Origin of the sequence: Pseudoclavibacter helvolus, assembly GCF_014191305.1 — a bacterium.
In the GTDB taxonomy this organism is placed as follows: domain Bacteria; phylum Actinomycetota; class Actinomycetes; order Actinomycetales; family Microbacteriaceae; genus Pseudoclavibacter; species Pseudoclavibacter helvolus.
In genome coordinates this window covers 103,596-128,504 of record NZ_JACHWJ010000001.1, presented here as the reverse complement: position 1 = coordinate 128,504, position 24,909 = coordinate 103,596, and the positions used below count along the sequence as shown (strand labels likewise).

Sequence of the window (24,909 nt, the reverse complement as noted above, 5' to 3'; positions counted from 1 at the left end):
CAAGGCCTTGGAGCCAGCATGCACACCCTCGTCATCGACGGCCACCCCAACCCCGACTCCCTCTGCGCGGCCCTCGCCGCACGCTATTCCGACGCGCATGGCGACGCGCGCGTCCTCGCGGTGCGAGAACTCGCGTTCGACCAGAACATGCGCTTCGGCTACACCAGAAGGCAGGAGCTCGAGCCAGACCTGCAGGATGCTTGGGCCGCGATCCAGGAGGCATCGCGCATCGTCGTCGTCACCCCGGTGTGGTGGGGCTCCGTGCCGTCGCTCCTACAGGGGTTCTTCGACAGGCTCCTGCTCCCGCGTATGACCTACGACGCCTCGGGAACCGTGCCGAAGGGCCTCCTCAGGGGGCGCAGCTCGCGGATCATCCTGACCGCGGACAGCCCCGGCTACTACCTTCGGCTCACCGGCAACACGCCCATTCGACAGCTCAAGACGCACGTGCTGGGCTTCATCGGCCTGTCGCCGATCGCGGTGACCCGCTACTCCCCCGTCAAGACCTCGACCGAGCAGCGCCGGCAGCAGTGGCTTGCCGACGCAGCCCGCCTCGGAGAGAAGGACGCGAAGCGCTACTTGCCCGCGCCCAGCCCCGCCCTGATCAGCTGACCAGTCGTGGCCGTCGGCAGGTACGCGCGCGTGAGCCCGATGCCGATGCGAGGCAGGTCGGACTCGTCGCGGAACACCAGGTACATGGGCTCGAAGCGCGGGTTGAACTTCATCTTGAAGTTGTGCAGCGACGAGAAGCCGTAGAGCGGCTCGAGGAGCTCCGAGACCTGGCTCAGCACCTGGTCGAGCGGCGTCGCCTCTGCCTCTCCGGAACCCGCGAGCGGGGCTCCGGACAAGGAGGCGAAGGCGGCACCCTCGTCCCGGAACGCCATGGCTGACGAGATGATGAGGAACTCCATGACGGGCTTGAAGCCGCCGTCACGGCGACGCATGAGGTCGAGGGTCCAGCCTCGGACCTCGCCGTCCTTGCCGTAGACGGGCAGCCACGACGTGACACCGTGCACGCTGCCGTCGTCGTCGATCGCGATCCCGAGGCGAACGGCAGGGTCGAGCGCCTCGTCGACGCCGCCGAGCGTGAAGCCCATCTCGGGGAGCCCCTTGTCGCCGACCCAGTCCTCTGAGATCGCGCGCACCTGCGCGAGCACGGCCCATGGCTCCTCGGCGAGGGTTGTCATCTTGAAGCGGATCCCCTCGCGCTCTGCACGGTTCACGGCCGAGCGGACGGGTTGCCACGGCTTCCCCTTGAGCTCGAGGCCCGGGAGGTCGATGATCGTGTCCTCGGCGACCTGCACGCGCTGCCAGCTCGCGGGAGCCGCATCCACGGTCGCCTGAGTGGCTGAGAAGAACGCGGGCGTGTGCCCGGCGAGCTCGGCGCGTGAGGCGAAGTCGTGGATGAGCTCGCTGAGTTCGCTGGCAGGCGCGACCGGGTCGCCGAGCGCGAGCGCGACCCCCGAGTACTCCTGGTAGGCGACGTAGCCGTCCTTCTTCGCGCTCAGCAGGTAATGGTTGCGGGGCCAGAGCGTCATCCAGGAGATGGTGCTTCCCCCGACCTTCGGGAGGATCTCGCGAGCTTCTTCGACCGTGCCACGCCTCTCGCCTGAGATCGAGTTCTTCGACGGACGGACACGGACGGCGAACGAGCGACGGGCGACGATGAGGAAGCCCACGACCAGAACCCACAGCAGGGAGCCCGCGAAGTTCATGGTGAGGCCCTCGTCGAGGCTGCCGGAGGTTGCGACGGCGACCACGATCAGCAGAAGCTCGAGGAGGTTGAAGATGCCGAGGGCGACCGCGACGATCCACGCGAAACGCTGGCCCCGCCTGATGCCGTTGGCGACGAGCAGGATGACGACGACGTCGATCGCGACGCCCACCCAAGTCTCGGTCTCTGCCGTCGACTTGCCGAGCGGGCCGTCGAGCGAGAAGAGCGCGGCGACCACCTGCGCCGTCCCGAGGCCGATGAGCGCGGTGAAGGCGATGAGCCGGTCCTCGCGCGTGCTCGTCGCGAGCCCGGTGGCGCGGTGGCGCTGCAGCGCGTAGATCGTGAAGATGGCGGCGACGGGCAGGAAGTGCTCGATGTCGGCGAGGTCGCCCACGTAGAGCAGCCGGAGGGAGACGAGCGCCCCGAGGGCGAGTCCGAGTCGGAGCCGCCACGGTGGGCGGAGGACCCAGACGAGCGCGGCGGTCAGGGCTGCGATGCCACCGGATGCGCCCACGTCGAGGTCGTCGGCGAGGCGAGTGGCCCATTCCCAGCCGGTCGGCGCGAGGACCGCGACGATGGCGAGCGTGCCGAGCACGGCGAGGGCCTGCCCGCCGAGGAAGACGAGCGCGGTGCGCTTCCAGCCGAAACGGAACTCGAAGATGCCACCCACGATGAGCAGCTGCACGATCAGCAGGGCGTAGTGCCAGGCGCCGTTGCCGAGCAGCGAGCCCGTAATGGGGGTCCACCACATGCCGGCCGCGAGCGGCGGGAGCCCGAAGGCGACGTCGCCGTACCAGGACTGCGCACGCGACAGGTGCCACATCGCGCCGGTGGCGACGCCACCGATGATGATGACCAGCACCAGGATCGTCGTGAACGGCGCGCGGCGCGCGAACGTGACGAGCGGCTTGACGGCCGCGCCGAGGGCGTCGCGGACTGCCGCGCCTCCCGGGTTCGCGCCCTGCGCATCCTGCGCTGCCGGGATGAGCAGGTCGAGTTCCTGCTCGGTCTCGGTCGCCGCATCCGCACCCTCTGGTCGGCGCCGCGCGCGGTAGACCACGATCGCCACGATGACGATGATGAGGACGGCGACGGCCGCAAGCGCCACCCAGCCAAAGGCGTGGATGATCGCGAGCGCGCTCTTGCCGAGGGCGACGGTGATGGCAGTGACGCCACCGGCCCAGGCGATGCCGCCGAGCGCGTTCGCGAGCAAGAAACGCCCGTACGGCATGGCCATGGCGCCCGCGAGGGGGCCGGCGAACACGCGCAGGAGAGCGACGAAGCGCCCGAAGAAGACGGCGTAGGCCCCCCACTTCTGCATGAGGCCGACGGCCGCGTTGATGCGGGCGACGCCGAAGTACTTCGGGTACCGCTGCGAGAGGTAGCGCAGCAGGCGGGCACCCCAACGCTTGCCGATGTAGTAGCCGAGCGAGTCGCCGACGATGGCGCCAACGGCAGCGGCCGCGGCGAGCAGCCACGGGTCGACCCCGGCGCCCCCGAGACTCAGGAGTACCGCCGCGATGAGCACGCTCTCGCCGGGCAGGGGCAGGCCGAGGCTCTCGAGCGTGACGATCCCAGCAACGAGGAGGACGACAAGAATTGGGGGGACAGCTATCAGCCAGTCGAACACGAGTTCAGGCTAGCTGTGAATGGCCCGAGAGGCGCGGGAATGTTGCCAAACCGCCGCCGGACACGCTCCGAACGACTCCCTGTGACCAACCCGGCACACAGCGAACTGAGGAGCAAAACATGAAGAAGACGACGAGTCGCACGATCGCCAGCCTCTCCACGGCCGCGGCCCTCTCCCTGGGCGCCGTCGCCCTGACCGCCGCTCCGGCGAGCGCGGCCGACCTCGCGCCAGCTAGGGCATGTCTGACAAAGCCTTGGTCCAGGCAATCACCGCGTTCAGGACGGCGGCTGCGCGGTAGACGAGGGCGAGTTTGTCGTAGCGCGTGGCGAGTCCACGCCATTGCTTGAGGTGACAGAAGCGACGCTCGATGACGTTGCGACCGCGGTAGTGGTCCCGGTCGTAACCGACGGGGCGACCGCCGCGGGAACCGCGCCGTTTCCGGTTCCCTTGCTGGTCGGCGGGCTCCGGAATCACCGACCGGATCCCGCGCTCACGCAGGTGCGCGCGAATCGCCCGCGAGGAGTAGGCCTTGTCGCCTCGGACTGCGTCGGGTCTCGTCCGAGGACGCCCGAGCGGGCGAGCGACGCGCAACTGTTCGAGCAGCGGCAGGAACATCGGGGAATCACCCGCCTGCCCTGGCGTGACCTCGATCACCAACGGCAGCCCGGACCCATCCACGAGCTGGTGGATCTTGGTCGAGAGCCCGCCTCTGGAGCGGCCGATCGCGTGATCAGGCGGCTCGACGAGCGGATTCTTGTAATTCGATGAAGCCCCCTGTGAGACGGGTGACGTTCGTTGCGTGCTGGTGCGCGCGAGCGATCGTCGAGTCGACCGAGATCGACCAATCGATGACCCCCGCGCTGTCAGCGGCCGCGGTCAGCTTCGCGAGCACGCGATCCCAGCTCCCATCCGCAGCCATACGACGATGCCAGGTCCACACCGTCTGCCACGGACCGAACACCTCGGGAAGATCACGCCACGCGATTCCCGTCCGATACCGGTACGCGATCGCCTCGACCATCGTCCGAGCATCAGAAAACTTCCGCCCGGGCCGCCCAGTCGGGGCGGGCAACAAACCCTCGATCAACGACCACTGCACATCCGAAAGCAACTGAAACCTCGACACCCAGCAAGCCTCTCAACGAAGACCCTCAACCTTTGTCAGACATGCCCTAGCCGACTCGGTCGCTCCCGCCGATGAGACGAACGCGCACGACAACCGAGAGAAGGTCTCCGCATGAGCGCCATCACCGCGGCCTTCCGCGACGGCAGCATCGTCGCCCGCAGGAACGTGCTCAACGTGCGGCGCACCCCGGGGGCGCTCGTCACGGGCATCGCCCAGCCCATCATCTTCGTGCTTATCCTCGCGTTTGTCTTCGGCGGGGCGCTCGGCGGTGCCGACTACCGGCAGTTCCTGATCGGCGGCATCCTCGCTCAGACGCTCACGTTCAACTCCTCCTTCACCGCGGTGTATCTCGCCAAGGATCTCCAGTCAGGCCTCATCGACAGGCTCCGCACGCTGCCCATGTCGCGCGTGGGGGTCATCCTCGGCAGAACGAGCTCCGACCTCGTCACGAGCATCATCTCGATCGCCGTCATCCTCACCTGCGGGCTGGCCATCGGCTGGCGCGTGGAGTCCGGCCCCCTACAGGTGCTCGTGGCGTTCTCGCTGCTGCTCCTGTTCGCCTTCGCGACGTCATGGATCGGCGCCACGATCGCCCTCACGGCGAAGAGCGTCGAGGTGGCGCAGAACCTTGGCCTGCTCTGGCTGTTCCCCGTCTGCTTCATCTCGGGCGCCTTCGTCTCGGCAGACATGCTGCCTGGCCCATTGCGCGCCTTCGCCGAGTGGAACCCGGTGACCGCCGTCGCGAGCGCCGTGCGGGAACTCTTCGGCAACGCGGCCTCCAGCGGCTTCACTGCCGCTGGAGGCTGGCCGGCGGAGAACGCCGTGCTGTACGCCTTCCTGTGCAGTGTCGTCATCATCGCGATCTTCGCCCCGATTGCCGTGTGGCAGTACCGCCGCATCAGCCGCCGATGATCGCCGTGCTCGCAGCTGGTGTCGACGAGGTGCTCGACGTCGCGACCCAGTGTGCCAGCGACGACGATCGCGCCGCAGCCAGCGCCCGACGGAGCGAGGAGCTGCGTCGGCGAACACTTGCCGGGCGGGCTGCCCTCCGCCTCCTGGCTGCCTGGGGCCGCGGCATCCCGCTCGAGCGGGCCGGCGAACTCGAGATCTCCCGCCTGTGCCCCGACTGCGGCGGCCAGCACGGGCGCCCGACCAGCGCCGACCTCTCGCTGAGTTCCTCGACGAGTGCCGGAAGGGTGCTGGTGGCAATCGCGGACCCCGCGGACTCGATCGGCGTCGACATCGAGACCGTGCCGCGACAGCTGTGGCCGGAGTTCGACACCTACGCGCTGCACCCGGAAGAGCGTCTGCGGATGCTCTCGATCGGCGCTCCGTCTGGCATCGGCGCCCGGATCGGCGCCTGGACCGCCAAGGAGGCCGCGCTCAAGGTGTCAGGCAGCGGCCTGCGAACCGAGCCCTCCTCGCTCCGCGTCGACGAGCATCCTGACCCCGAGCACGCCGGCTGGCACCGGGTGCACGATGCCCCTGCCCTCAGCACCGCGGCTCCATCCATGTGCGTGACGGCGCTCGCAGTCGGCGGCAACGCGAGGGCCTCGCTCGCCTCGAACCGCCCGCAGGAGGTGCGCCTCTGGCGCATGCCAGAGCTATTCACCGCGCTCGGCTGCCTCCCCGAGGCCGGCTACGACGGCGGCGAGCTCGCCCACCTCGCCTGATCCGCGGCTCCGCGCCCCTCTCGCGAGCGTGTTCCAGGTGGGAAAACCCTGTGCTTCGTGTCCCGCACCGTCGGGAGTCTTCACGTATTCCGAACCTGCGGAGCACAATATGGCCATGCGCAGAGTCAACGTCATCGTCGGCGGGAACGTGCAGGGCGTCGGCTATCGGTTCACTGCCGCGCAAGAAGCCGAGTGCCTCGGTGTCAGCGGCTGGGTACGAAACCTGCACGACGGCAGAGTCGAGGCTGAGATCGAGGGCGAAGAGGAGCAGGTGGATGCGCTCCTCGCCTGGATGGCGAGGGGCCCGCAGTTCGCGGAGGTGACCTCGTCGCGACTCTCTGAACGCACCCCGAAGGGGACGAAGGGCTTTCGGGTTGTCCGCTGACTCCGGTCGTCTGCTGACTCGGTTGTCCGCTCACTCCTGCTACGCGCGGTTCTCGAGCCGCAGCCGGGTCGCAAGCTGGTCGAGGATCATCTCGAGGCCGACCGCGAACTCGTCTGCGAAGTCGTAGCTCCCGCCGACGATCAGCTCCCCCATGAACGCTGCGAGGTGCGGGAACTCGTCGGCCGGCATCTCGAGGCCGACAACGAAGTCCTCAGCGTCTTGCCCCTCCTCGAAAGGGAGGTTCTGCTCGGTGAGCACAAAACCGAAGACGTACGCATCCAGCAGCGAGTAGGCGTGCGCGGCGAGCCACAGCGAGAATCCGCCGGCACGCAGCGCACCGATCGTCGCGTCGTGGTGGGCCAGCACGGCGCGGGCCGGGTTCGAGCGCGACTCGAGGAGGCCAAGCGCCCAGGGATGCGCGCCGAGCACCTCGCGGGACGCGCGCGCCCGAGCCCCCATCTCCGCGCGCCAGTCTCCGCCGCCCTCTGGCAGAGGGATCTGCTCGAACGCCCAGCCGGCGAGCGCGTCGAGCACTGCCTGCTTGTTGGCGACGTGGTGGTAGAGCGACATCGCCTCGACGCCGGCCTCTCGCGCAACACTTCGCATGCTCACGGCCGCCAGTCCGCCTCGGTCCGCGACGCGCACGGCTGCCTCGAGGATGCGCCCTCTGCTTAGCGGTGTCCGGTTTGCCATTATTCCTCCTTGCGGGCTTACAAGCGTAAGGCTACTCTGAGGCCACCAGGCTTACAGGCGTAAGGAATCTCATGAGAGCTGCAGTTGTCACCAGGTACGGTCCACCAGAGGCCGTCACGATCGCCGAGGTGCCGGATCCCGTCGCCCGCCGCGACGAGGTGCTGGTGCGTGTTGAGGCCGCCGCCGTCACCTCGGGCGATGCGCGGATGCGAGCCGGGAGGTTCCCCGCGGGCTTCAGCCTGCCCGCCCGGCTCGCCATCGGGATCCGCGGCCCCCGGAAGAAGGTGCTTGGCATCGCGGTCGCTGGCACGGTGGAGTCTCCCACCTCAGCCGACCACGAGTTCCCGCACGGCGCCAGGGTCGCGGCCATGATCGGCACCAACCTCGGTGCCCACGCGGAGCTGGCGAGGGTTCCCATCGCACGGCTGGCCCTCATCCCCGACAGCGTCTCGTCCGAGGCCGCAGCCGGGCTGCTCTTCGGCGGCGGCACCTCCCTCCAGTTCCTCCGCGAACGCGCCAGACTGCAACCAGGCGAGCGCGTGCTCGTCAACGGTGCTTCAGGGGCCGTCGGCTCCAGCGCCGTCCAGCTCGCGAAGCACCTTGGCGCCCACGTCACCGCGGTCTCCAGCGCCCGCAATCGAGACTTCGTGCTCGGCCTCGGTGCGGATGAGCACCTCGACTACGCCACCGCCCCGCTCACGGGCGCCTCGCCGCGCTACGACGTCGTCTTCGACACCGTCGGCAACCTCGGAAGGCAGTCGGGCCGCGAATTGCTCACGTCGACTGGGCGGCTGATCCTTGCCGTCGCCAGCCTGGGAGACACGGTCGCCGCACGCGGCAACGTCATCGCGGGCCCCATCCCCGAACGCACCGCTGACGAGGCCGAGTTGCTCGCGCTCACTGCGGACGGCGCACTCGATGCGGTTACGACCGTCGCGGGCGGCTTGGAGAGTATCCGCGACGCCTACGCCGTCGTCGACTCGGGCCGCAAGGTCGGCAACCTCGTCATCCTCCCGAACGCCTGACGAGGCCGGCGACCTCACCGTCGCGCAAGCGGCATCCGCTAGCCCGCAAGCCCTCCGAAGAGCACGGATACCATCATCGCCACGATGACGGAGTTGAACGAGAACGCCAGCACGACGTTGGTGCGCGCAACGCGCCAGCCGCGGCGCGAGGTGATCTCGGCCGACGCCGTCGCGGCCATGGTGGACATCAGCACGGCAAGCGTGAGGTAGTCACCGAACCTCGGCTCCTCAGGGAACGGGAACACAATCTCGGAGCGACGTGGCGGGCGAACCTCCGCAGCGGGGGCCGCGCCCGACTCGGTCTCCCCCTGCTGCGCCGCCTCGGGCGTGGCGTCGAGGCGCAGGTACTCGAGCGCAAACGAGTAGACCATGAGCGCCCAGGACGCAGCGACCGTCGCGAGGCCGAGCACCACGAAGATCGTCTGGTCGCGGAAGGTCGGGTCCTGCGCGATCGCGATCGTGAGGCCGACGGCGACCATGGCGCCCGCGGTCGTCCAGTCCGTGGCGCCTCCGTAGCCGACGAACTTGTGCCACCAGCGGCGCCGCGTGGCCCGCTCGCGGCGCGAGGCGACCCGGAGCGCCACCGTGTCGGCATTGCGGTAGGCGAGGTGCGTCCAGACGAGGTACACGGTGCCAAAGAGTGGCCAGAACACGATGAAGATGCTCACGAGGTAACGCCAGTAGTCGTTGATCTCGACGCCGAGCCTCCTCGCCACAAGCAGGTAGAAGGCAACCGCTAAGGGGACCGCGATGAGCGTGCTCCAGTTCGCCCGCGCATTGTCGCTCGTGATGCGTCTCGCCATGCGGCCCATCCTCCCCCATCGAGCTGCCGGCAGCGGCGTTATGGTCGTCAAGACCGCCTTGAAGCGACCACAAGCCTGCCCCGCGGCCAAGCACTTCGCGGCGCCGCGAGAGAACGAGAAAGCCCCGATCAGCAACTGCTGACCCGGGCTCCTTGGTGGACGCGGGTGGACTTAAACCGAACACCTGGCAGCGGTTCGAGCGGCTGAGTTCCGCGTGGAATCAGGCGAAACTCCGTATCGTTCACGAGCCAGACGGTGCCACTGACGACGAGCCGGGAGTCGTCTCGAACCCTAGGAGACGAGCTAGAACACCCCTGACCGAGAGGCAAGTGGACGCTATTCGAACTGCACGCGCGAACGGCGAGAGCGTGGTCTCGATCTGTCGGCGGTTCGACGTACATCGGATGACCGTCTGGACGCACACGAGAGACTTGCTCTAACGTCCCCTCGTGCTGCACACCCGAAGTGCCCCGTGCACGAGTGCGCACACGAGCGTTGCTGAGTCCGGAAGCTTGTCGGCTTCACTTGCGATAATGGCACCGTGAAGTTCAAGCGCCGCAACCTCGAAGCCCTTGCTGACCTCATCGTGGGCAACACGGGCCGCGACGACGCTGAAAATGAGGACGAAGCCAAGTACTTCCCCTACCGGTCCAGCATGTACATCACCGAGTTCTTCCAAGAGCTGGAGACGGAGTACCAGCATGACGGTTCAACTCGCCACCGCTGGGTGGCAGATGTGTTGGAACAGATGCTGGCCGAACCGCACGACGGACCCAACCGCCCGCCAGAGATCTTCTGCCGCCTCATCGACCAGCTGATGAGCCCGGCCGATCGGCTCAACGAAGGGTCCGACCGTCCTCGGGCGCTCGCGCAACTCAATGAGGTACTTGGCCGCGAAGGTTTCGAGGCGTTCTATGGCGAGGACAACCACTGCTACCTCCGTCATGTCGGCACCCAGACCGTGACCATCCTTGCCGCCAACCCCCACCGCCCCTTCAGCAAGGCTGAGCTGGAACGGCGGCAGCTCCTGACGGCGTACCTCGACCAGTGCAGCGAGGATGACCTCATCGAGGAGGTGCTACTCCCGATGTTCAGGCAACTTGGCTACCACCGCATCACCGCCGCCGGGCACAAGGACAAGGCCCTGGAGTACGGCAAGGACATTTGGATGCGCTACACCTTGCCGACGCAGCACATTCTCTACTTCGGCATCCAGGCGAAAAAGGGCAAGCTCGACGCTTCGGGGGTAACCAAGACAGGTAACGCCAACATGGCTGAGATCCACAACCAGGCGCTCATGATGCTGGCACACGAGATCTTTGACCCCGAGACCAACCGTCGCGTCCTGGTCGATCACGCCTTCATCGTCGCGGGTGGTGAGATCACCAAAGCGGCCCGCAACTGGCTCGGCAACGCTCTCGACGCCCACAAGCGCAGCCAGATCATGTTCATGGATCGCGACGACATCTTGAACCTCTACGTCGTCGCAAACCTACCGCTGCCAGAAGGCGCGTTGCCACCAACGCCAAGCAGTCCGTGGTCAACGAACGCCGAGACTCCGTTTTGAATCTCGACGGCGTTCGCCAGCGGAATCGGCGCGACGAAGGCAAATTGACCTATTCTGGCAGCCGCTGCGGGCTAGCAGAATCGAGGAAGGAGTGCGGTGAGCGGTCACTTTCAAAAGGCAGGTGAGTTCCTGCGAGATGCTGCACAAGAGTCTGCTCGACAGGTACTGAGCGATCATCATGATGACGGCCACATAAGGGGTTTCAGCAGCGCTGCTGGTATAGCCTTGCGCCGAATTCAGGAGAAGCTTGATGCGTACAGAGAACAGATGAAGGGTCCAGGTCTGTCCAAGTCTGAGCAAGCGAGTTACGCTCAATTGGACGAGCTGAAGTCTGAGATCGAGGCGGAATATGACCGCTATTGGCGAGGCAGCGGCATTGACTGGAGACCTCTGAAGCCGGTCGCCAAGGGCATCGTTAAGCGAGTAAGCGAATCACAGTCTGACGACTGAAGTGATGTCTCATTTCTAGTTGAGAGGGCTGGGATCCCCCGAGCCCAGTCGTCCGCTGGCATCTCTGTGTCCTCTTCGCGTGCACCTCCAGAAGGGAAGCCAACTCGGCCACCCTGACGGGTTCATCTGCACGCGCACTCCCGAGCAAATGGTGTTAGCGTTCCGTCCATCGACAGACGATTCGAGGTACACCGGAAGACGGTCTAGCAAAACACTAGACGCAACTCCGACTGTGTCGTCTCGGCACGAAATCTAGATAATCGCGTCCTGCATAACCAACATGTGATTCATGATCGACAACTCCTTGGCCTTGCCAAGCCCGGGAAAGTGCTGACGCTGATACAGATCGCGGAACCCGTCGATTCCTAGGTTTGTTGGGAGCGACCTTTCGTCAACGAAGTCGATGAGCTTCTCAAGGGCCTCGAAGAACTTCCCAGCCGGGTCATCCTGAGTCTCGTTGCTGTCAGAGCAGAAGTGCTTCAGGCGGACGACATTACCTGATTCATAAGTGAAGTGGATAACTACCGCATAGGCTGGACCGCCGCCTGGTTGATATCCCCTTCCAAGGGTGAGGAAGTCGCTGACGCCGAGGTAGCCTGCGCTCTTGTAGCCGGCAACGCGAGTGCTGAAGATCCCCTCTTCACGTCCGACATACTCTCGATTGCGCGGCAAAGAAGGAAACGGGTCGTTCGCCCAGACCACCGGAAGGCCTCCGAGTGGCAGACCATATGACGCCGGGACCGTCCGATCCTCGGCAATGTTCCATCGAACTCCGTGATACGTCGCCCCTTGCAGAGTCACGGAGAGATCCAGCTCATGAACGATATCGAGCGTGAACTGGTGACCAGCGCCCCTGGCTTCACTGATCCAACGCGACATCGCCGCGTGATCAGCGTCGGCATTGGAGAGGACGGCAAGTCCGTGGTGCTTGAGAAGATCGTTCTCAAGGTAGTAGTCGCCAAGTGCTCTCCAGCTACCCTTCGAACGTAGATCACCGACCGAAGGGTTAAGGACGAGGTCACAACTGGCCCCCTCGTCGGCTATCGCTCCCAGCCTGCGGGTGAAGAGATCGTTTGGCGAGGCCACCGGCTCAAGAATCGGTACGACACGCGAAGATGCAGCAAAACTTGAGGCGCAGTTTCGAACAGCAAAGACCTCATGCTGCCGTGCCCTAAGCCTAGGCATATACATTTGCAACCTCCTGGTTCATCCAATCTTGAAGACTGGATATCTGCTGTCTCGTCGGATCGAGCTTTAAGACGGCGGGCCGCACCGGCTCGGGCAATCGAGCGATCAGTGACCGGCCAGCCCGTGGCTTTCGCTCTCTCAGCTGCTCGGCGACCGCGTTGTGGAAAACAAGCGGGTCCAAATTTCGGGAGGCTGCTAGTGCATATGAGAAAACCCGCGTGTTCGGGAGGTCGGGAACAGTAGAACCAAGAGCAGACAGAACTCTGAGATACTCTGCACGACGAAGTGACCGCATCAAGACCTCTGACTCAAGAAGATCACTTCTAAACTTCGCATCGCGGACAGTCTCCACGCGACCGTTCACATCAAGCCAATGAAGACCAATAGTCTGGAACTCCGGGATTGCGAGCACTCGTTCCACTACGCGCTTTGATGCCATAACAGACACCAAGGGTGCGATTTTGCTGTAATCGTGTAGTTGACTATCGAGCCGGGAAGTGTTGTCGAGGTCGCTCTTGATCTCGACGGCGTGCAACGAGTCTGTCACGGCCAAGAAGTCGACGATGGATCGACCGACCCTGAACTCCGGCAGGAGAATGCCGTCGCTCCAAGGAATCATCTGACCGAGAACGGCTCTACGGTAGACAAGATCGTTACGGTAATGGCGCGAGAGCCATCGGTCACAACGCCAGATCAGGGTTCGAACAGTAGATGCGCCAAGGGCTAGACCACTCTCGACAAGACTGGAAATGGTGCGATTCGCCAACTTCGACGCGGGGCCGTCTCGCATCGCAGAGCGGAGGACGGGTGCCGAAAGCAGCGCCGAGGCTGCTGCCGCCTGGCTTTCCACCACGCTCATGATTTGGCCTCGTTCGGGGGTCCGTACATCAGCCAGTCGAGGGTCACGGCCAACTTGGCGTACTGCGTGAGGTAGTAGGACTGCTGACGATAGCTTCGGTTGTTGTTCAGGTACTCTCGCAAGCCCTCACCGTCGCGGGTCTCGTCGAGCAACGACCAAGGGTGGCCAAGAATCCAGTCCTCTCCTTGACGGTCGAGCACGTCTTGAAAGGTCACACCGGGCGGGAGAGAGCGTTTTCCAAGGTTCTTGGTCTCTCGGGAGATATAGGAATGAATTTTGGATGGGACCTCAACCTGCGGCAACAAGTCCCCCGCCTCATCGAGGAATCCACCTTGCCGGAGATGCTTCCAGTAAGGCACGTACCAGTTGCTGGCGAAGGAACTCCCGAACGCCTCAGTGATCACCTGGTCACTAGGAAGCCCGCGGTCTGGCGAACCGAGCACATCATCAACGAGGTCCCAGCGAGATAGGCCAATGATCCCTTTGACTGTCATCTTGGCGCCAACACCGAACACCACGTCAAGTTGATCCGAGGTCGACTCAATGTCGGAAACCTGCACGAGTCGACCGTCAGGATCGTTGCTTTTTACCAGTTCGTAAATCTGATTCTTGAGCTGACGTAGAACACGAGCCGGAAGAGCCCTCTCCTTGATTCCTAGCGCTCGAAAGACGTCGATGAAGTCAGGGACGACGATCTCAAAGGCCTCGATTTGGCCACCTTCGATCTGCACGGTTCGAGAACGAACCTCTGGGGAAGCTTCCGAGTCCCAGTCGACGAAAAGAAGGCGCTCCTTAAGCTTGCTCGCGTTGGTGCCGCGCATCGCCTTCACCAGCGAACGAAGTATCTCCAGTACGTTGTTGTCACTCAGGCTGTAACCAAGGAAAACGATCGGGTGCTCGACGAAAAAGGTCATCAGCTTGGCGGCGAGGTACGCATCTCGCTCTTGGAAGTCGTCGTAGTCCTCCCCCGTCAGAACGAGTGAGCGCGGCTGTTGCGACGATCCGTGAATCATGTAGATCTCTGCGATACCTTGTGGGTCGGCAAACAGCAACTCATCTTGGCCAGTGAAGACGGTGTAGTCAGGGTAAACAACGGACATCAGCCTGTCGAAATTCGTCGTTATCACTCCCTCGACATTTGCACTCTGCAGGAGCGCGAACTCGGAAGCATACTCGGCCGTCGGCTTGAATCCTTCAATCGCTTCTTCGAAATACCTTGCTACTTCGATCTTTAAGGCTGATGAGGGATCAGTAACCTCAGTGCCATATCTGTCTCTCGAATCTGAGAATCGCTTATCAGACCACCACACAGAGTAAAACTCGTTGGCTAGCAGTGAGGCGGTCTTGGGAAGATCGCCTGAAGCGAGGCCACGGTAGTATTCATACGGGTGGCTAGTAAATGCAGCAAAGTGCCTGAGGAGACCTTCCCAATCGGGCAGGTCAGCGTACCGTCTTGAAATCCCCGAGCCGATAAACAGGTACGGCGCAGCCATCGTCTTCAGATGAGAGCTGAGGAAGTCGTACGCGGTACCCATGCTACATAGGGTATCCTCCGGCACCCTCCCGCGTTGTCGGTTCCGTGGTGCCCCGCCCCGTTCCGCCTGCCACAACGTCGTCGCCGAGTGATTCTCCGCGTGGCGTGTCGTTGCGCGCCTGGTGAGGCCGATGGTCAGAGTCCACGTCGTGGTGTGCTGCGGACGGTCGACTGGTTTGCTCTCTCATCATCGTGTTGAACACTCATCTTGATCTGCCGCAATGCGAGCTGTCCGACTCGGTACTCGGCCGCTTGGTCAGGGCTTCGGACGACATGCGGGTCGCCAAGCGGTGCCGGGCCGGTGATCTCGTAGCGGTCACGGTACAGCGCAACCGTGGCGGCGTGCGCCTCCCACCGCTCTCGCTCCTCGGGTCGTGGACTCGGCTGCCCGAGCCGCGCCACCCAAGCGGCTCTCGCTTCCTGGGCATCGTGCAGGAGTCGGCGCGCGGCGGTCTCGATGAGCGTCTGCCGCTCTGTGAGCGCGGTCCGCATGTCGTCTGCGATTGGCTCGGCAGGTGTCGGGATGAGTCCGGCGACTCGTGCCCTGCCTCGTTTACCTGGCCGGAGTTTCTGGGTGGCTTGGTCGAGCATGTCGGCCAGCTGCGCGGCGGGGTCGGCTTGTTCGTCGCCGGGCGTGAGCCTCGGTGCGAGAGCGGTGAGTGCCGCCGCTGCGAGATGGCCGGCTGCCTCGTGACGTGCGAGTGCGCTCTCCAACTGCTCGTAGTAGGGGCTGGTGAACAGGTCGTCGGCCACGTTCTCGGGGAACGGCGCGATGTCGAGTAGTGCGGCCCAGCGGTCGGTCTGTGCTTCGCGGGCGAGTACGTCGTACTCGGCCAGTAGCGTGGACAGGGAGGCGTGACGGTCTACCTCGAGCGTGAGGGTTTCGGTAGCCGAGAGGTCGGCGTCGGTTCGGGCGAGTACCTTGGCGAGCCGGTCGATCAGGGTCAGCGGCTCGGGTTGGTCGAGATGCCGCTCAACCTCGTGCGGGTCGGGCACGATCACGTAGGCGTGGTTGCGGTGCTTGCCGCGTGTCATCGCCACGTAGAACAACTCCCGTGACGAAGCTTCGGGGTCGACGAGAGCGTGCGCGGTGTCCACGCTGGCTCCTTGGGCGCGGTGGACAGTGGAGGCATAGCCGAGTTCGAGTTCCTCGCGCACGTACTTCGCAGGCAGCACGAGAGCCTTACCGTGGGGCTTGTCGCCGCGCCCCAACCGGCGCACGGCCAACGAGCCGTCGTCGTAGCGGTGCGTGACTTGCCAGCGGTCGCCGTTCTTGACCCATGTCCTGCCGGTGGTGAGGCGGCGGTCGTTGAGCCGGGTGACGACGAGATCACCGACGCCTGCGGTGGTGCCGTCGTGCAGACGCAGCCCGTCTGCCTCGACGCGCCCGGCTTCGATCAGATCGGCGCGGGCGCGCGCGTTGAGCTGGGCGACCATCTCTCCGGTGCCCGCGATCATCAACGTGCGCAGGCCCTCGTCGCGGTCGGTGCGCCATACCTCGTAGATCGCATCGAGCATCGTCTCTGCGTCGCCGTCGATCAGTCTGCCGCGCTCCTGGTACCCGTCGAGCGCGTCAGTGCTTCCGTGCCGCAGTCCTAGGCTGGCGGACTTCTCCCACTCGTTAGCGAAGCGGCGCACATCGGTGAGTTCGGGCACCTGATCGCGGTCGCGCACGAGCATCCCGAACGCCCCGCCCGTCTCCACCGCCGAGAGTTGCGCCCAATCCCCGATCAGGACGACCTTGGCTCCGACCTCAGCGGCGTGCTCGGTGATGCGATCGAGCGCGAGAGTTCCGGCGAGGGAGGACTCGTCCACGAGAATGAGCTGCCCGGCTTCGAGGTTCCAGCGTCCATGATGGTGTTCGTAGAGGAACTTCGCGGTGTTCTCCGCCCGCACGCCGAGCGAGTCGCCGAGCACTTCGGCGGCAGCCGCCGACGGCGCGAGGCCGATCACCGAGTCGCGGCCATGCGCCGCCGTCCACGCCCGGTGCAGGGCACGCAGAGCGGTGGTCTTGCCCGAACCTGCGGGGCCGACCAGCAGATCGAGAGTCAGCCCGGAACGGGCGATGCGGGTGATAGCGACGGCCTGGTCGGGGTCGAGCCGGACGCCCCTGATCTTGCGGGAAGTGTGGCGCGCGACGAGCCGTGCCGTCAGTGCTGGCCCGCCGGTCTGCTGGCTATGCGCGAGTAGGCGCTGCTCGGCGTCGAGAATGTCTTGGCTGGAGTACGCGATCTGATCGACAGGCTGGAACCTGTTGCCCTCGCCCTCGATGTAATGAGCAGGTATGGCGCGGTCGTAGTCCGGGGTGAGCCGGAGCGATTCGGCCTCGGCGTGCGCGACGATCTGGTCGAGCACGCGGATACGGTCGTCGATGGTTGCGAACCGGACGCCCATGATCTGCCGCATGGTCTCGGCGTGCAGGTTCCATCGCCCCCAGGTCGCGCGCCGGTTCGCTACCTCCATCAGCACCACGGTGGCGAGATCCTCGATCTGCTCCAGCCCCAGATCGTCTGCACGCAGCCGGGCTTCGGTCGCACCCCGGTCGAGCAGGTGCTGCGCCCAGGTGGTTGCGTCCTCGCCGAGCACGACCTCGGCACGCGCCCGCCAGTCGGCGGTCAGTTCGGCCAGCGAGTGCAGTACCTTCTCGGGCCGGGTCTCCAAGGTCGCCTGCTGCCGAAGAATCGCAATCGTCGCGGCAGAGGGTTGCCGCCCATGCTCGGCCACGTACTGCTCGATCAGCCGGTTCTTGACCTGCTCGATACCCTCCGCGCCGTCGCTACCCCCGGTAGTGCGGCGGGAGAACTCAGCGATCAGCGCCGCCGGTACGCCCTCGATCTCCCAGCCGGTGTTGCGGTCCTTGCCTCGGTCGACCGCCGTCCAGGTCACGCCGAGCAGCCGCGCGGTGTGGTCGGTGAGAAAGGCGTTGTACGACGCCGAGAGCGCGACCGTCGCCTTGTGCAGGCGGCGCGAGTCCAGCGACCTCCAACGCCCGTCCTCGCCCTGCACCTTGTTCGAGACCACAACGTGCGTGTGCAGCTGCGGGTCTGCTGCCCTGCTGTCGTAGTGGTCGAACGCTGTGGCGATCACGCCTACGATCGGCATCTGCGCAATACCTCCCGCACCGACGCGGGTTGCGGCGACGCGATCCTCCAGCAACGCGATCGTGTCGCGCATCGCTGCGTGATGTGCCCGCGCGATCAGCGCTTGCGTACCCGCATCGGCGACACCCCAGATCGCGCTGACCGACTTGGGCGGCGAGAACGTGAGATCGAACCCTGCAACGGCAGTACGGGGTTTCTTCGCAAGCTCTTCCTCACGGATGCGCTGCACAGTCTCTTCCCGTGCCTCCCCGCGCAAGCCGGGATCGAGGCGTGCAAGGCGGGCTGCAATCCGCTCGCGCGGAGGTTGCAGCGCGGGGAACTTCTTGCCGAGCTTCTCGCCGGTGATCGGGTGGACGCCCTCGCCCAGCAGTCGGGCCAGGTGTTCCTCGGTCACCGTGTCACCTTCGGCCAACGTCGGCGAGCGGCCGTCGTTGAGGCTCATCAGGCCAGTGCCGACCCAGGTGCCGGGCGGGCAGCCGGAGTCGGTGTAGTACTGGGTCAGCGGGCTGCTCATCTCCCGGTCGCCGTCACCGACGACGACCGATTTCAGCAGGTACTCGTAGCCCTTGCCGGACGACATGACCCGGATCGTCATCACCATGACGGCCCCTCCCCGAGACCGTCACGGGAGGGGCGATCTCGGAGGTCAGGTGCGCGCGCAGCCCGCGGCTCGCACTCTTAGTGCCAACCGTGTGGGTAAGTGGCAGGCTCTGGGACGGCCTCGACAAGACAAGCCAGAGCAGCCGGTAATGCAGTGCTCGGCCCGGCTGCTAGCCGGGTGCCATCTGACGCTACGCAGCATGCCGGTGTCGGGGTGAGTGACACCTTTCTCTCGGCAGCGTTCAGCCCACCGCTCCATTGACCGGATGACACATCGCTTGCTCGGAACCCGAGAGATGACTGGATCGGGTGTCGAAGTAGACGCGGATCGCGCCGATCCATACGAACGCAGAGCCGAGCAGATGCAGGACGACGGCCACCTCGGGCAGGGCTGTGACAACCTGGACGATCCCAACAAGCCCTTGCGCGAGAAACACCGCAAGGAACAGCGTGATCCGACGCAGCATCGTGGGGTTCGCGGCCGTGCAGACCTTGATCCATAGCGTCACGGCGGTACCGCCCACGAGGACGGCAATGATCCCGTGGAGGAAGGTAACTGCGGTCCAGTCAAACGGCATCCGCGCGACGTCGGACGAGTCGCCAGCGTGCGGCCCTGTGCCGGTGACCAGCGTCCCAGCGATCAACAGGACTGCCGTCGACACCAGCAACACGGCCCCGATGCGGTGCACGCTCGCGTCGGGGTTGTCCGTAGTCGGAGGGGCATCGAGCTGGCCGGCCTTGTGCCATGCGACGGTGGCAGCGGCCAGCAACAGGGTCGCGGCGAGGAAGTGCGCCGCGACGATGTAGGGGCTCAATCGGGCCAATACGGTGATACCGCCGACGAGGGCGTTGAGGAGGATGATCCAGAATTGTGCCCATGCCCACCGGGTCACCTGCGGCACCGGCTGTCGCTGAAGGCGAGCGACGACGATGAGCCAGCCGACAACAACGCACAGCAAGCCGGTCAGGAGTCGGTTGCCGAACTCGATGACACCGTGGATGCCCATCTCCGCGGTCGGCGCGAACCCCTCGCCCGTGCAACTCGGCCAAGTCGGACAGCCGAGCCCGGACCCAGTAACGCGGACGATCCCACCGGTCACGATGATGAGGACGCTCGCTGCCACTGCGACGAGCGCCGCCCAGCGCAGCGCAGGCCGGTTGAAACGGACGCGCTTCTCCAGCCAGGTGAACGGTGTGCGCGCCTTGCGCCGAGCATCAGAGGAACTCATGGGTGGGGCCTTTCGAGCTGACAGAAGCCGGATCACTAGTGGTTGCGGGAGCGTGAGAGCGCTTGAGACGTATCGATAGGGTGCCAGAAGATCAGACCCATGATGTCAAGCCCCGAACGCCAGGCACGAGTCGAGGGCGCTTTGTCTCGGGCAACCTCCTCGGTACGTTCGAGCGCTCTGGCGAGTGCGTATGCAATCGAGGGCACCACGAGTACCGCGAGGACTAGACCGACCGGGACACCGAGTACCGAGACCGATCCTTGCCCCCAGGCGGTCTGTTCGGGGATGAAGTCCATCCCCATGAGCGTGAGGTTGTGCACCGCGAACACCAGATACCCGGTCACCGCGAGCAATAGCACGCGCGGACCTTGCCTGAGTCGTCGGAAGCGCTTGCTTGCGGCCAAGGGCAGGAACGCGGCAACCACGGACAGCAGCGCGAACACGATCTGCAACACGATCCCCGGCAGCACACCCTCGAAGTAGGTCGCGATCCCGCCGAGAAATAAGCCTTCTGCGGCGACAGCGAAGACTGCAAGCGAAGGTCTGATGCTCGAACCACGACGAAGCAGTCCGATCACGCCAATGCCTACGCCGAGGCCGACTATCCACGGCAACACTCTGACATCGTGAGGGTCGCCAGTGGCACTCGCGGGAGCTGCCGTCCAAAGGATTCCTGCGATGGCCGCGATATGGAGAATCACGAACAGCAGCAGCGTCACCCACAGCGCACGAGCCACTGTTACCGGGTTCGATATCTCAGGAATCGGGGCGGTATTGCTAGTTCGCGACATAGACATACTGTCGACCGAGGTCATCGCGCTCGACGATATCCAGCAACGCCGTGGCCATATCGGGTGCAGTAATCGACCAGCCGCGTGGGAGCGCCCCGTCGGTGTCTAGGCGGTAGGGACCTTTCGCTGCCGCCAGTCGGATGCGTGGGGCTCGGATCGCTGTCCACTGCGCCTGGCTCTCCCAGAGCACGATATCCATGCGCCGCATATCGTCATAGGTCGCGCCGATGAACTTCTGCAGCAACGGCAGCACCACCCACAGCTTGAACAAGCTCTGATGCGCCCAGTGCTCGGCTACCTCTGACGAGATCACGACGATCCGTCGAACGCCGTGCTTGTCCATCGCGGCGATCAAGTTCTGAGTGCCATCGGAGTACAGCTTTGTGGGCTGCTTCGAAGCGCCGATCCCCACTGTGCTCACCACCGCATCCACTCCGTCAAGCAGTGGCTCGACTGAAGCTGCATCCAAAATGTCGCCCTGAGCTTTCGTGAGCAACGGGTGCTCGATGGTGAGCTTCGCTAGATTGCGGGCGATGGCGACCACTTCGTGCCCACGCGCAAGCGCCTGTTCCACTACATGTCCGCCGACCATTCCCGTGGCACCTGGTATCAGAATCTTCAACGCTGTCCCGCTCCCTCGTCCATCTAGTACACTTACGGGATGTTCCCGAGTAGATGTATTCCTGATTCGGGAACAGTATAGCAACCGAGGAGGAGCATAGGATGAAAGAGGACCTGGTGGGACAGGCTCGGGGGGCGTTACAGCGCCAGCTGGTACATGCGATCCTCGGGAACGAGCTGGTCGCCAGACAGCACGGACTGCGGGTCACGGACCTTCAGACTCTCCACCTGATGGTGCTACGCGATGACGTGCGGACGCCGCGTCAGATCAGTGACACCACGGGCATGCCAACCAGCACGGTCACGAAGCTGCTCGACCGGCTCGAACAGGCAGGGTATGTTCGTCGCGCCCCCGACCCGACGGATCGCCGTAAGACACGAATCGAACTTGTAGCGGAGACGATCGCCCCTCTTCGGACCTTGTATGGGAACACCGACGCGGAGTTTGATGCACTCAGCAGACAGTTCACCTCCGACGAGTTGTCAGTTGTCGTCCGCTACTTGGAAGCGGTCAGCGACTTCTATGTACTGCATCGTTGATCAACGCCCTACGGTCTCTTCGTTCGCTCGTCCTGAGCGGTCGATTGAGCCATTGTCGGCTTTGATGAGGCGTCTTGGTGAGCGGCGAGCAGAGGGGCTACGTTCCGCTTCTGGCGCGGACTCAAACCGTGCATCACCCGGTAGGGCCGGTGTCGTATGACTGCGTGAAAGTTGTCGTCGTCCGGGAAGGCTCCGCGTTTATCTTCAGCGAGTTCGGTCAGCAAGCCGTCAGACCCGGTGACGTGATCCTGCTTGGCACGAACGTGCTGGCAGGGTCGGCGCCTGAAGGCCAGGTCACGGTCACGACCGTCTATCTCGACACCGACTACGTCCTCGACCAGGTGCGCTGGCAGTACGCCGCGTTTCTCCAAGACCGGCTCGACGCCCAGAAGTTCGCCGACACCCTCTACACCGAGCCCGCACAGATCCTGCGTCTCGGCGAGGATCGAGCTGGGATGCTGATGCCGTGGCTGGACGAGCTTGTCGCGCTCAGCATCGATGGGAACTTCGTGGACCACTACCTGCGTATCCAAGCGCTGTGGTTCCAGATCGCCTACGTGATCGCTCCGTTCGTCAAGGTCTCACCAGTTCGCATTTCACCGTCGCAGCGCGCTCATATCCGACCCACACTGCCCAGGAATCGCCGCTTCACGCCGCTTCGAGCCGAGGTTCGTAGAGCGGCTGCTCTGCTGCGGGACCACCCGGCACGGCGTTGGACGCTGGAGAAGCTTGCCGCCGAGGTTCACATGTCGCCATCGCGGCTGTCCAGCGTGTTCGTGGAGGCATACGGCAAGACCCCACTGGCGTTCCTGACGATGATCCGCGCCGAGCACCTCGCCAAGCTCTTGCGGGAGACTGATCTGACTGTCACGGCTGCGATGCAGCGGGTTGGCTGGCACTCCCGCTCGCACGCAACTCGACTGTTCCGCGAGTACGTCGGCGTCACCCCCGGCCATTACCGCAGGATGGGCGTGCAAATCGTCTGAGCGCTGTGCCGGATCTGCCAATTCTGCGCCGCTTCTTTCAGATCATCTACCTCCAACCGTCTCAGGCATGAATCGGGCTGGTAGGCCGGTAAGGACTCGTCGGGTTCTTCGAGAAGCTTGATGGTCACTGTCTCGTCTCCTTGTCCGTCTCCTCTTCCTGACCCTCCCGACGTACCTCACGGTCGTACGGCTACTCGTTGATGAGTGGCCTCGGGCGGAAGGAGGTCAGACGATGGCTGAGGTACGCGACGCGGATGCGTCGCAGGATGTGATCGCACGCCGAGCCTCAGCGGTCGCTGTGATCTTCTCCCGGCTCGGCGAAGGCGTGCCGCTGCCTCTCGCCGCGCGCGAGCTGGCACGGCTCGGTGTGCCTGTGTTCCCGTGCGCGCCGGGCGGGAAGCGTCCGATTCCCGAGCGCGGTTTTCGCGAGGCAACCACCGACATCAGTCAGGTGGAGGCATGGTGGGGGCAGCGGCCTCGCGCGAACCTCGCTATCCCGACCGGTGCAGCTTCAGGTGTGGTCGTCGTCGATGTTGACGTGCACAAGGTCGACGGGTACGCCGCGCTCGAACGTGCGGCCCACTCGGGGCTGCTGCCGGAACCGTTGGCAGTGGTGACGACGCCGACTGGCGGCAAGCATCTGCACTTCCCCGCAGATACGGAGCATGAGCAGCGGTCGTGGCAGGTGGGCCGGGCGGGTATCGACTTTCGGGGCGACGGCGGCTACATCATCGTGCCTCCCTCGCAGCGCATGATCGACGGTCGCCGGATGCAGTACCGGGTCGAGAGTGTGACCGCGCGCCCAGTCGCGCGGCTGGACGCGCAGCGGCTACGCGACTTCCTCGATCCTCGCCCGAAGTACACCACTACGCCCGCGCCGCCGGGTGGCTGGCCGCTGGATGTTGCCCGGCTTGCCTCTCAGGTGGCGAACAGGCCCGGGGGCGAACGCAACCTCGGGCTGTTCAAAGCCGCGTGCCGCATGGCCGAGCACGGCCACTCGCCCCGCGAAGCGCTCGATGTGCTTGGCCTGGCTGCGAGCCAGTCTGGGCTGGGCGAGCGCGAGATCACCCGAACGGTCGGTTCGGCGTATCGCCACGTCAGTACCTACGGGCCGCGTCGTCGTGCCCCAGTACGCCAGACGGATGCGCTGCTTGTCCGTAGCGAGACGGTGGCGGCCTCGGCGAGTGGGCGGGGGCTGTGATGAGCGCACGACGACCTGCGTGGGGTTGGGCGGTGGTGACTGCTGCGACTGGCACGGTCTTGATCGGCATCGGTGCGTTCTGGCTCTCGTTCATGGCGCTGGCCGACCTCGCGGCCCGGTCGGGTATCGCTTCGGAGCAGGCGTGGATCTGGCCGCTGCTGGTCGACGGGCTGATCGTGGTCTCGACGATCGCGGTCGTCGCACTCGATGTTCGCCGGGGCGCGTGGTATCCGTGGGCGCTGCTGATCTGTGGGGCGCTGGTGTCGGTGGCTGCGAACGCGCTGCACGCGGTCGTTGCTGCTGATGCCAGCGTGCCCGCGATGCTCGCCGCGACGGTCGCGGCGGTGCCGCCGCTGGTGCTGCTTGCCAGCACGCACCTCACCGTCGTCCTCACACGCTCGACCACCACGCCGCCGGATGGCCCCGCTCAGGCACCGCGCGAGCTACCAGCCGTAGCCGAGGCAGACCCAGCATCAGCAGCCGAGACCGAAGCCGAACCGGATGCCGAGCCAGAGGCCGAGCTGGTGCTTGGTCGGCGTGAGCGTGCCGCGCGGCTTCGGGAGGCCGGCTGGTCGAACAAGGCGATCGCTGACGAGTTGCATGTGCATCCCTCGACCGTGGGCCGTTGGTTTACCCCGCCGGTCGAGGAACCGGAGACCACAACAGGAATGGAGACAACATCATGAGCATCGACCCGCGAGAGCAGGCGCGAGCGTACGAGGACGCGCGCGTCGAGGATGTGCCCGAACCGGAGATGCCGGAAGACCGCAGCGAGGTTCGGCAGGTGCCCGAGGCGGTCGCCGCTGCTGACGTGACCAAGCGCAAGGACGCCACGGTCAAGACCACCGGAGCTGACGAGATCACCGATGCAGCTGACGCGGCGGAGGTCGAGCAGAAGCTCGAGGAACACCGGGCGCGCGGCATCGAGTGGGTGCGGCCCACCGATCTGATCGCCCGCAATACGGCGTCACTGGCCGGGCGGGGCATCGACCTGGAGGTCGAGATGTCGCGCAAGGCCCGTGCACCGTTGGCGGACGGGCTGAGGAACCTCGGCGACCGGGCCAAGCAGCTGTCCCCGCTGTCGGCGTTCGAGCACGGTGTCCGGCACCACGCTCCGACGAGGGCTGCGGTCGGGAAGTCGTGAAGCGGTGATCAGCGATGACTCGACAACGAACGCCCGACCACCCCCTACG

At 65.1% G+C, this 24,909-nt stretch carries 23 protein-coding genes; 12 read left to right on the top strand and 11 right to left on the bottom strand.

Annotated features, from left to right (window positions below):
• Nucleotides 1-18: 18 nt before the first annotated feature.
• Entirely contained in the window at nt 19-612 is a 594-nt protein-coding gene (locus FHX72_RS00535; protein WP_183622411.1) for an NAD(P)H-dependent oxidoreductase, read from the top strand.
• Here FHX72_RS00535 and FHX72_RS00530 read toward each other — a convergent pair.
• Nucleotides 576-3,344 (bottom strand): phosphatidylglycerol lysyltransferase domain-containing protein, encoded by a 2,769-nt coding sequence (locus FHX72_RS00530; protein ID WP_183622409.1) that lies wholly within the window; start codon nt 3,342-3,344, stop codon nt 576-578. The two genes, FHX72_RS00535 and FHX72_RS00530, sit on opposite strands and share 37 nt — an antisense overlap.
• 231 nt (nt 3,345-3,575) lie before the next feature.
• A protein-coding gene (locus FHX72_RS00525; protein ID WP_183622407.1) for an IS5 family transposase occupies nt 3,576-4,470 on the bottom strand; the annotation gives its coding sequence in 2 pieces (ribosomal slippage) (nt 3,576-4,118 and nt 4,120-4,470; 894 coding nt in all).
• A gap of 111 nt (nt 4,471-4,581) precedes the next feature.
• Between FHX72_RS00525 and FHX72_RS00520 the strand changes: the two genes are divergently transcribed.
• From FHX72_RS00520 to FHX72_RS00510, 3 genes are all read left to right on the top strand, one after another.
• The gene (locus tag FHX72_RS00520) at nt 4,582-5,382 is read left to right on the top strand and encodes an ABC transporter permease (protein WP_183622405.1); all 801 of its coding nucleotides are present in this window, start codon (nt 4,582-4,584) and stop codon (nt 5,380-5,382) included.
• Nucleotides 5,379-6,143, top strand: coding sequence for a 4'-phosphopantetheinyl transferase family protein (locus FHX72_RS00515; protein ID WP_183622403.1), 765 nt, complete (start codon nt 5,379-5,381; stop codon nt 6,141-6,143). Before FHX72_RS00520 ends, FHX72_RS00515 begins: the two co-directional genes overlap by 4 nt.
• 115 nt (nt 6,144-6,258) lie before the next feature.
• On the top strand, nt 6,259-6,528 hold the full coding sequence (locus tag FHX72_RS00510) for an acylphosphatase (protein ID WP_208596787.1): 270 nt from the start codon (nt 6,259-6,261) through the stop codon (nt 6,526-6,528).
• Nucleotides 6,529-6,567: 39 nt separating this feature from the next.
• Here FHX72_RS00510 and FHX72_RS00505 read toward each other — a convergent pair whose 3' ends face one another.
• On the bottom strand, nt 6,568-7,221 hold the full coding sequence (locus tag FHX72_RS00505) for a TetR/AcrR family transcriptional regulator (protein ID WP_183622401.1): 654 nt from the start codon (nt 7,219-7,221) through the stop codon (nt 6,568-6,570).
• Between the two features lie 71 nt (nt 7,222-7,292).
• Between FHX72_RS00505 and FHX72_RS00500 the strand changes: the two genes are divergently transcribed.
• The gene (locus FHX72_RS00500; RefSeq protein ID WP_183622400.1) at nt 7,293-8,246 is read left to right on the top strand and encodes an NAD(P)-dependent alcohol dehydrogenase; all 954 of its coding nucleotides are present in this window, start codon (nt 7,293-7,295) and stop codon (nt 8,244-8,246) included.
• Nucleotides 8,247-8,284: 38 nt separating this feature from the next.
• Here the strand turns inward: FHX72_RS00500 and FHX72_RS00495 are convergent, their stop codons facing one another.
• Nucleotides 8,285-9,049, bottom strand: coding sequence for a DUF1345 domain-containing protein (locus FHX72_RS00495; RefSeq protein WP_167349097.1), 765 nt, complete (start codon nt 9,047-9,049; stop codon nt 8,285-8,287).
• 541 nt (nt 9,050-9,590) lie between these two features.
• On the opposite strand from FHX72_RS00495, the gene FHX72_RS00490 reads away from it, so the two are divergent.
• Together FHX72_RS00490 and FHX72_RS00485 are read left to right on the top strand one after the other, a co-directional pair.
• The gene (locus FHX72_RS00490; protein WP_017885399.1) at nt 9,591-10,616 is read left to right on the top strand and encodes a PDDEXK family nuclease; all 1,026 of its coding nucleotides are present in this window, start codon (nt 9,591-9,593) and stop codon (nt 10,614-10,616) included.
• Between the two features lie 96 nt (nt 10,617-10,712).
• On the top strand, nt 10,713-11,066 hold the full coding sequence (locus FHX72_RS00485) for a hypothetical protein (RefSeq protein WP_152424352.1): 354 nt from the start codon (nt 10,713-10,715) through the stop codon (nt 11,064-11,066).
• Nucleotides 11,067-11,318: 252 nt separating this feature from the next.
• On the opposite strand, the gene FHX72_RS00480 is transcribed toward FHX72_RS00485, so the two are convergent.
• The 7 genes from FHX72_RS00480 to FHX72_RS00450 all read right to left on the bottom strand — a co-directional run bounded on the left by FHX72_RS00480 (nt 11,319) and on the right by FHX72_RS00450 (nt 20,990).
• Nucleotides 11,319-12,251, bottom strand: a complete 933-nt coding sequence (locus FHX72_RS00480) for a sce7725 family protein (protein ID WP_183622398.1) — start codon at nt 12,249-12,251, stop codon at nt 11,319-11,321.
• Nucleotides 12,244-13,113 carry a sce7726 family protein gene (locus FHX72_RS00475; protein ID WP_152424354.1) on the bottom strand — a complete coding sequence of 290 codons (870 nt, stop codon included), beginning with the start codon at nt 13,111-13,113 and terminating at the stop codon, nt 12,244-12,246. Before FHX72_RS00475 ends, FHX72_RS00480 begins: the two co-directional genes overlap by 8 nt.
• Nucleotides 13,110-14,648, bottom strand: a complete 1,539-nt coding sequence (locus FHX72_RS00470) for an SIR2 family protein (protein WP_183622396.1) — start codon at nt 14,646-14,648, stop codon at nt 13,110-13,112. Before FHX72_RS00470 ends, FHX72_RS00475 begins: the two co-directional genes overlap by 4 nt.
• 134 nt (nt 14,649-14,782) lie before the next feature.
• Nucleotides 14,783-18,349 carry a MobF family relaxase gene (gene mobF, locus FHX72_RS00465; RefSeq protein WP_183622394.1) on the bottom strand — a complete coding sequence of 1,189 codons (3,567 nt, stop codon included), beginning with the start codon at nt 18,347-18,349 and terminating at the stop codon, nt 14,783-14,785.
• Nucleotides 18,350-18,590: 241 nt separating this feature from the next.
• Nucleotides 18,591-19,577 (bottom strand): COX15/CtaA family protein, encoded by a 987-nt coding sequence (locus FHX72_RS00460; RefSeq protein ID WP_183622393.1) that lies wholly within the window; start codon nt 19,575-19,577, stop codon nt 18,591-18,593.
• 35 nt (nt 19,578-19,612) lie between these two features.
• Nucleotides 19,613-20,392: a Bax inhibitor-1/YccA family membrane protein gene (locus tag FHX72_RS00455; RefSeq protein WP_183622391.1), complete on the bottom strand. Its 780-nt coding sequence runs from the start codon at nt 20,390-20,392 to the stop codon at nt 19,613-19,615.
• Nucleotides 20,355-20,990: an NAD(P)-dependent oxidoreductase gene (locus tag FHX72_RS00450; RefSeq protein ID WP_183622390.1), complete on the bottom strand. Its 636-nt coding sequence runs from the start codon at nt 20,988-20,990 to the stop codon at nt 20,355-20,357. Before FHX72_RS00450 ends, FHX72_RS00455 begins: the two co-directional genes overlap by 38 nt.
• A gap of 101 nt (nt 20,991-21,091) precedes the next feature.
• On the opposite strand from FHX72_RS00450, the gene FHX72_RS00445 reads away from it, so the two are divergent.
• From FHX72_RS00445 to FHX72_RS00425, 5 genes are all read left to right on the top strand, one after another.
• Nucleotides 21,092-21,529, top strand: coding sequence for a MarR family winged helix-turn-helix transcriptional regulator (locus tag FHX72_RS00445; RefSeq protein ID WP_183622388.1), 438 nt, complete (start codon nt 21,092-21,094; stop codon nt 21,527-21,529).
• 77 nt (nt 21,530-21,606) lie between these two features.
• Nucleotides 21,607-22,515 (top strand): helix-turn-helix transcriptional regulator, encoded by a 909-nt coding sequence (locus FHX72_RS00440; protein ID WP_338109982.1) that lies wholly within the window; start codon nt 21,607-21,609, stop codon nt 22,513-22,515.
• A 232-nt stretch (nt 22,516-22,747) separates the two neighbouring features.
• Nucleotides 22,748-23,716, top strand: coding sequence for a bifunctional DNA primase/polymerase (locus FHX72_RS00435; RefSeq protein ID WP_183622386.1), 969 nt, complete (start codon nt 22,748-22,750; stop codon nt 23,714-23,716).
• On the top strand, nt 23,716-24,402 hold the full coding sequence (locus FHX72_RS00430) for a DUF2637 domain-containing protein (protein ID WP_183622384.1): 687 nt from the start codon (nt 23,716-23,718) through the stop codon (nt 24,400-24,402). Before FHX72_RS00435 ends, FHX72_RS00430 begins: the two co-directional genes overlap by 1 nt.
• A complete protein-coding gene (locus FHX72_RS00425; protein ID WP_183622382.1) occupies nt 24,399-24,860 on the top strand; it encodes a hypothetical protein in 462 nt (153 codons plus the stop codon). The genes FHX72_RS00430 and FHX72_RS00425 overlap by 4 nt, the downstream gene beginning before the upstream one ends.
• Nucleotides 24,861-24,909 lie beyond the last annotated feature (49 nt).